Source organism: Pseudomonas sp. p99-361 (genome assembly GCF_003935475.1).
GTDB lineage: Bacteria > Pseudomonadota > Gammaproteobacteria > Pseudomonadales > Pseudomonadaceae > Aquipseudomonas > Aquipseudomonas juntendi.
In genome coordinates, this window is sequence record NZ_RHQO01000054.1 from 24,196 (window position 1) to 31,307 (window position 7,112).

General features: G+C 64.3%; 5 protein-coding genes. All 5 read right to left on the bottom strand.

Features of this window, described 5'->3' with window-relative positions:
* Positions 1 to 10 precede the first annotated feature (10 nt).
* Positions 11 to 733 (bottom strand): OmpA family protein, encoded by a 723-nt coding sequence (locus EGJ22_RS19845; protein WP_029887746.1) that lies wholly within the window; start codon positions 731 to 733, stop codon positions 11 to 13.
* Positions 734 to 841: 108 nt separating this feature from the next.
* Positions 842 to 1,486 (bottom strand): MBL fold metallo-hydrolase, encoded by a 645-nt coding sequence (locus tag EGJ22_RS19850; RefSeq protein ID WP_029887745.1) that lies wholly within the window; start codon positions 1,484 to 1,486, stop codon positions 842 to 844.
* A gap of 72 nt (positions 1,487 to 1,558) precedes the next feature.
* Positions 1,559 to 2,251, bottom strand: a complete 693-nt coding sequence (locus tag EGJ22_RS19855) for a sensor histidine kinase KdpD (RefSeq protein WP_009682688.1) — start codon at positions 2,249 to 2,251, stop codon at positions 1,559 to 1,561.
* On the bottom strand, positions 2,248 to 3,855 hold the full coding sequence (locus EGJ22_RS19860; protein ID WP_009682687.1) for a response regulator: 1,608 nt from the start codon (positions 3,853 to 3,855) through the stop codon (positions 2,248 to 2,250). The genes EGJ22_RS19855 and EGJ22_RS19860 overlap by 4 nt, the downstream gene beginning before the upstream one ends.
* Positions 3,856 to 4,013: 158 nt before the next feature.
* Complete coding sequence (locus tag EGJ22_RS19865; RefSeq protein WP_029887744.1) at positions 4,014 to 6,731, bottom strand: LuxR C-terminal-related transcriptional regulator; 2,718 nt, start codon at positions 6,729 to 6,731, stop codon at positions 4,014 to 4,016.
* Positions 6,732 to 7,112: the final 381 nt, after the last annotated feature.

The window sequence follows — 7,112 nt, forward strand, 5'->3', positions numbered from 1 at the left end:
CCATGCCTATTCAGGGATACTGCTGCACCTGGCCCTGCTGCTGGTCATACTGCTGGCCTGGAATCGGCTTCAGGTTCACTTCGACACGGCGGTTCTGCGCGCGGCCATTGGCATCGGCGTTGCTGGCGATCGGCTGGTCCGGGCCCATGCCACGTACCGACAGGCGCGAGCTGTCCACACCCTGCGAAGTCAGGTAGGTGCTGACGGCCTGCGCCCGGCGCTGGGACAGGTCCATGTTGTGCTGGCGGCTGCCGGTGCTGTCGGTGAAACCGACCACTTCGATGGTGTTCTGGTTGAACTGCTTGAACGAGCTGGCGAGGTTGTTCAGCGGCTGGTAGAAGCTTGGCGCGATGTTGGCCGAATCGGTGGCGAAGGTGATGTTGCCCGGCATGATCAGCTTGATCTGGTCACCCTGGCGCTGCACTTCCACACCGGTGTTGGCCATTTGTGCGCGCAGCTCGGCTTCCTGCTTGTCGGCGTAGTAGCCATAACCGGCGGCGGCAGCGCCCACGGCGGCAGCGCCGATCAGGGCGCCCTTGCCACGGTTGTTGTGGTCGATGGCGGCACCGGCGATCGCACCGGCCAGCGCACCCAGGCCACCGTACTTGGCAGTCTTGCTCATCCCAGTAGAGCCCTGCGCCTGCCCTTGGTTGTCGTAAGGGTTCTGACTGGCACAGCCGGTCATCAGGGCAGCGGCAGTTGCGACGATAATCAGACGACGCATGGTGAACATGGACAAGCTCCTACTCAATTCATGAATGCGACAGATCGCAAATGCATCTATGCCAGCCTTGGAACGCACCGGCAACGAAAAATTCCATGAAAGCGCCTTCATGTGCCATCAGGCACGCACGAACGGGTTTTCGCGCATCTCGTCACCCAGCCGGGTATCAGGCCCATGGCCGGTGACCACGGTGGCCTCCTCGTCCAGCCGGTACAGCCGCTCCTTGATCGAGCGCACGATAGCCCGCTGGTCGCCACCCCACAAATCGGTGCGGCCTATGCCCCGGCGGAACAAGGTGTCACCTGCGATCAACAGCTTGGCGTCGGCGAACCAGAAGCTCATCGAGCCAGGCGTGTGCCCGGGTGTATGCAAGGCCACGCCGCAGCCGCACGCCAGTTCTTCATCATCGGCCAGCCAGCGATCAGGCGACGGCACCGGGGTGTAGGGCACGCCGAACATCTGGCACTGCATCTCCAGGTTGTCCCACAGCGCCTGGTCGGCCTTGTGCAGATGCAGCGTGGCGCCGGTCAGCGCTTTGAGCTTGCCCGAGGCGAGGAAATGATCGAAGTGGGCGTGGGTGTGGATGATGCTCACCAGCGTCAGGCCATGGGCCTGCAGGCGGGCCAGGATCTTGTCTGGATCACCGCCCGGGTCGACGACGATGGCCTTTTTGCTCAACGGGTCGCCGATGAGCGTGCAGTTGCACTGCAAAGGCCCGACAGGGAAGGTTTCGCGGATGAGCGCAGGCAGGGCTTGGGTCATGGTGTTCTCGCAGGTAAAGCTGGGGTTCTGCGCAAAGCCTGCCAGGAAAAGCCGGCAGGTGCACCCCAATCCCTACGGCAGAAACAACTTGAACAAGCCACCGCCCAGTGCACCGCCATTGGAGATCTCGATGCGCCCACGGACCCCGCCACTTTCATGCAGCGCCGCAATGCGTGCAGCAAAGTACAGCCCCAGGCCGGTGCTGCCGCTGGTCGAGTCGATACCCTGGGTATATTCCTCCTGGCGGTCAAGCATGCGCTGTGGATAACCGGGGCCGTCATCGTTCACGCAAATGGCCAACTGGTTGTCAGCCTCCTCGATGCTGATCAACAAGGCATGCCCGGCAAAGCGGGTGGCATTGGTGATGACGTTGGCGATCACCGAGGCCACCAGCTCGCGGTCGAAGAAACCCAGCGGGTTATCCGTGTCGATGCGCCAGGTGGCGAGAATATCGTTGTGCTTGAGCACTTCCTCATGCGCCGCCAGCTGGGCCTCGATGAAGTCGTCCAGTTCGTGGTAGTCCGGGCACACCGGCAGTTGGTTCACACCAAGCTTGTACAACCCCAGCAGCTGCACCAGCATGCCGTTGAGGTGACGAAACTCGTGCTCCATGATCCCTTGCTCGGCCCCGCCGCGCAGTTCCTCGGGCAGGCGCTCCACCCACTGGCCGTGGCACTGGATCAACGCCGCCAGGGAGCTTTTGAGGTCGTGCACGGTGGAGGCGATCACCGTGGAAAAATCCAGCCCCTGATTGTCTTGATTCATGCGCCGAACACTCGGATGTGCAGTTTGCGGTAACGGTCATAGCGATTGTCGCTGGCAGGGATACCGGCCACGCTGGTCAAGGCGTCGCGGCATTCCTGCATGATCGCGGGCTGGGGGGTTTCACCACCAATGCGCAGCAGCGCCTGGGCGGTGTTCAGGGCGATGCTGATGTTCCTGGGCTGTAGACCCAGCGCCTTGCGGAACAGTTGCAACGCCTCGCCGAGCTGCCCTCCCTGGTAACTGCGCACACCCTGGCGATTGAGGGTGACCGCTTCGGTAATGGCGTTGAGCACACTCGGGTCGTCCGTCAGCTTGCCCACTTTTTCCATGACCTTGGGGTCATCGCCATAACTTTCCACACAGCTTTTCAGTACGCCGATGGCGGCGGCTTCCTGGCCCATCGCCTGCAACTGCGCGGCGACGGTGAGGGCCGAATCGACCGAGAAGAACTGGTTCATCTTGTCCAGGCGCAGAATGGCCTGATCGGTCAGCTTGGCAGCCGTCTCCGGGTCACCGGCCTGCTGCAGGCTGGCGGCCTTCATCATCCGCGCACGCACCTGCAAGCCTTGGTCTTCGGGGTTTTCCTTGGCCACTTCGCTGAGCGTGGTGTTGATCTCGACGCGGGTACGGGCATCCAGGCCAAAGCCTGCATTCTTGCTCATCAGCGCCTGCACCAGGCCCAGGTTGTTTTCCGGGTCTTTGTAGCGCGAACTCTGCCCTTGGTTCACCGCATGGCGGAAGGCCTTGGAAGCGCTTTCGAAGTCTTCGTTTTCCAGCGCCAGCTTGCCCAGGGTCGACTGCCGCCGCACCGACAGTGGCGACAGGCGCACAGCCTCTTCCAGCAGGCTCTGCGCACGCTTGCTCTCGCCTTGGGCCACCAGCACTTCGGCCATGCCATCGTACAAGGCTGGCATGATCGGGAAGGCTTTGAGCGCCTGCTCGTAGACGCCCTGGGCCTGGGCATTCTGGCCACGTTTGTGCATCAAGGCCCCCAGCGCCGCGTACACCCACGGTTGCGGGCGGCTGGCTAGAATGGCCTTGAGGAATTTCTCCAGCTCATCGAAGCGGTTGAGGTTGCGCAAGGCATCGGCCCGGTAGCGCAGGCACAGGGGTGCCAGGCGCGGGTCCCTTTTGCACAGCTCGGCGCATGCCGCCAGCACCTCGCCCGGGCGGTTGCGGTCCAGCGCCTGCAATATCGGCTTGAGCAGGGTTTTGCGCTGGAACAGCTTCTCGACCCGCTGGGCCAGCCCCACCCGGTTGAACGGCTTGGTCAGGTAGGCGTCGGGCTCGTGCTCGATGGCACTGAGAACGATGGCCTGGCTGCTCTCGGCGGTGACCATGATGAACACGCACTCATGGCTGATGTGCTTGTCGATGATCAGGTCTTCGAGTACCTGCTGGCCATTCTTCTTGCCATCGCCCAGGTGGAAGTCCTGCAGGATGAAGTCATAGCGCTTCTGCGCGCACATGCGCAGCGCCTGCTCGCCGCTGTCGGCAGTGTCGACGTCGCGCACACCCAACTCGCGCAACATGGACCGGGTCGACGTGCGAAAGTCGGTGAAATCGTCGACGATCAGAAAGCTCTTTTGCCCGTACTGCAGCATCAACACGACCTGCCCTGGAATGATTGAAAAATCGCGCGAGGCGATGCCACCGATCGCTGTATCGGCAGTTGGCCGGGAAAGATGAGCATCGAGCATTATCGGCCGCGAACATGGCCCGAGGCCATTACTTTAACGGGCGGTAGCCAGCACCGCCAGCACTACGCCAGCAACCCCAGTGACTTGGCCTTGGCCACCGCCTGGGTCCGCCGCTCCACGCCCAGCTTGCTGTTGATATGGCTGGCGTGGGTTTTGACCGTGTGCAAGGAAATGAACAAGCGCTCGCTGATCTGCTGGTTGGAGCAACCTTGGGCGATCAGTTCGAGCACAGCCAGCTCCCGCCCGCTCAGGGCCTCGCTGCTACCGCATGGGGCGCTTGGCAACGCTGGCAAATGCCCCAGCAGGTCGACCTGCACCGGGCAGCCGGCCCTGGCCAGCAACTGCTCCTGCAGCCACTGCGGGTGCCGTTGCAGCAACGGCTGGAACGGTTGCAGCACGCCCCCGCGTGCAGCCTCCAGCAAGCCAGGCAACAATTGCGCGGCCTGGCCATCGCGGCCTTCGTCCAGCAACAGCAGCATCCACTGGCTGAGCGCGCTGACGGTGAGCATCATGCCGCCGCTGGCCTGGCCGCGCTCGACCAGCCCGGCCAGGCGCTCGAGCGCCTCTGTGCGGCGTGACAGCACACGTTCGAGCAGCGCATGCTGCAGGGCGATATGCACCGGCAGCAGCGGGTGAAACTCTGGCGCCGCCGCCGGCTGCTCACCGCCATAGGTCTGGCCCAGGCGCAGCAACCAGGACTCGGCCAGGTCGACGCGCCCCTGGGCCAGCCACAGCTCGCATTTGACCAGGGTGATCATGGCCAGGTAGTAAACCGGCGGCACATCCCAGATATGCATCAGCCGTTCCGCCTCGGCCAGTTCCGCAAAGGCCTCGGCGAACTGCCCGTCGCGCCCATCGAGGGTGGCAATCACGCAGTGGCCGATAAGCACGCTGATGTCGCGGCAGGCACGTGCCTCGCCCAACCCCGCGCGCAAGCGTGCACGGCCCTGGGCCGGTTGCAGGCGCGAGACCAGCAGGTAGCCTTCATACAGCGTCAGGCGGGCGCGCACCGCATACAGCCGCTGCGCCGAGAGCCCTTGCAGACGCTGCAGCCCCTGGCGCACTTCATCCAGTGCGCGCAGCACCTCGCCACGGGCGTGCAACACCCGCGCCCGGTCATAATGCGCCAACGCCTCGAACAACGGGTTGCCGACCCGCTGGGCCAGCTCCAGCGCCTCACGGTTCCAGCCACGGGCGCGCCAGAAGTCGCCATCGGCAATCGCCAGGTTGGACAACGTCGACAAACAGACCAGGCGCTGCCCATAGCGCTTGCCGGGCAGGCTATGCAGGGCTTCGCCACAATAGGCCAGGGTGCGGTCACGATCACCGCGGCCACGGGCGATGACACCGCTCAGTGCCAGCCACTGTGCCAGCATGGACTTTTGCGCGGTCGCCGAAGGTGCAGGCAGGAAGCGGCTGAGGTGGCCTGCCAGTTCTTCAGCCGCGTCCAGCTGGCAGGCCAGGCCCAGCGCCCAGCTGTACAGCACGATCAGCCGCGGGGTACTGATCAGCAGGCTGTCGGGCAGGTCCATCTTCCAGCGCAGCAGCATGCCGACATTCTGTTCGGCCAGCAGTTGTTCCTCGGACAGGCTCTGTACCAGGTCGGCAGCGACGTCGAGGTGGCCGGCACGCAGGGCCTGCTCCACGGCTTCATCCAGCAAACCCTGGCGCTCGAACCAGCGGCAGGCACGCAGGTGCAGGTCGGCCAGTGGCTCACTGGCCTGGCGGCTGCGCAGCAGGTCGGAGAACAGGTGGTGGTAGCGGAACCAGTGGCCATGCTCGTCCAGCGGTACCAGGAACACCTGGTGTGCCTGCAAGAAGCGCAGGATCGCGGCGCTGTCGTCGCGCCCCCGCAACGCATCGCACAGCGGGGCGCAGAAGCGCTCCTGGCAGGCGGTTTCATCGAGGAAGGCCTGCACGTCGGCAGGCAGCATGTCGATGACCTCTTCGAGCAGATAGTCGCGGATCAGGCCCTCGCCCCCGTGCAGGGCCTGTGGCAAGCCCTGCTCGTCGGCGCTCTCGCTGACCGCCAGTTGCCAGAAGCGCAACCCTGCCACCCACCCGTCGCTGCGCTGGATCAGGTTGTCCAGCGCCTGGCCTCGCAAGCCGTTGGGCTGGCGACCGATCACCGCCAGCGCTTCTTCGGCGGTCAGCCGCAGCTCCTGTTCGTTGAGCTCGACCAACTGCCGTGACAGGCGCAGACGTGCCAGGTGCCAGTCCGGCCGCTGCCGACTGGTAACCAGCAACACCAGGCCCGGCGGCAAATGGTTGAGGAAAAACTGCAGGCAGCGGTCGAGTACCGGCCCCTGGGCCAGGTGATAGTCGTCGAGCACCAGCAGCAACGGCGTATCGGCACGCAGGTACTGCGCCAGCTCGTCGAGCAGGCCATCGAGCCACTCTTCGAAGGCGAATGGCTGATGGCGCTGGCGCATTTTCAACAGGCCCATGGCCTGGCCGCCCAAGGCCGGGCAGTACTGCTGCAGGCCTTCGAGCAGCCGCTCGAGAAAGCGCCCAGGGTCGGCATCGCGCTGGCTCAGGCCCAGCCAGAGGCTGCGCCAGTGATCGGGCAGCGACTCGCAGAACTCGATGGCCAGCGAGCTCTTGCCGAAGCCGGCCGGCGCATTGACCAGCAGCAAGCGGCCACCAAGGCCGGCGTACAAGCGCTGGCACAAACGCGGGCGCGGCACGTGCCCGTCCGGCAATGGCGGCCGGAAGAAACGCCCGTCCAGCAGGCCCAAGGCCTGAGTCGCGAATCCATGCGTGCGGGACAGTTCTGTCATGGCCGGCTCGTTCTGGTTGGAAGACTACGGCGATATGGATGCCTGCGAGACTAGCCGGTAACGCTACGCATTTGAAGATGATGGAAACAATTGCCGTAGAAAAGACTGCGACAAAAAGCGACATGGCTGATGGACGCGGGGGTGGGCGGCGGGTTTGGGCAGGTATTCAGCGGACTTATCGCCCGTTCAGGCTTGCACGCCGAGGGCATGGAGCGGCCAATGAAAACGCCCCGGTAAACCGGTAATGCTGCTCGCTCAAGCAACTGGGGCCGCATTGCGTCCCATCGCAGGCAAGGCAGCCACAGGGATCGCATCAGGGCTGACAGGTGTTTGCCACAAGGTATGCAGCGCCTGTTAGAGCGAGCGCCGCCCGCGCGGCGC

What these genes read in the sequence shown, in the direction of transcription:
- EGJ22_RS19845 (WP_029887746.1), bottom strand. Translation starts at nt 733, where the DNA reads ATGTTCACCATGCGTCGTCTGATTATCGTCGCAACTGCCGCTGCCCTG.
- EGJ22_RS19865 (WP_029887744.1), bottom strand. Translation starts at nt 6,731, where the DNA reads ATGACAGAACTGTCCCGCACGCATGGATTCGCGACTCAGGCCTTGGGC.
- EGJ22_RS19850 (WP_029887745.1), bottom strand. Translation starts at nt 1,486, where the DNA reads ATGACCCAAGCCCTGCCTGCGCTCATCCGCGAAACCTTCCCTGTCGGG.
- EGJ22_RS19860 (WP_009682687.1), bottom strand. Translation starts at nt 3,855, where the DNA reads ATGCTGCAGTACGGGCAAAAGAGCTTTCTGATCGTCGACGATTTCACC.
- EGJ22_RS19855 (WP_009682688.1), bottom strand. Translation starts at nt 2,251, where the DNA reads ATGAATCAAGACAATCAGGGGCTGGATTTTTCCACGGTGATCGCCTCC.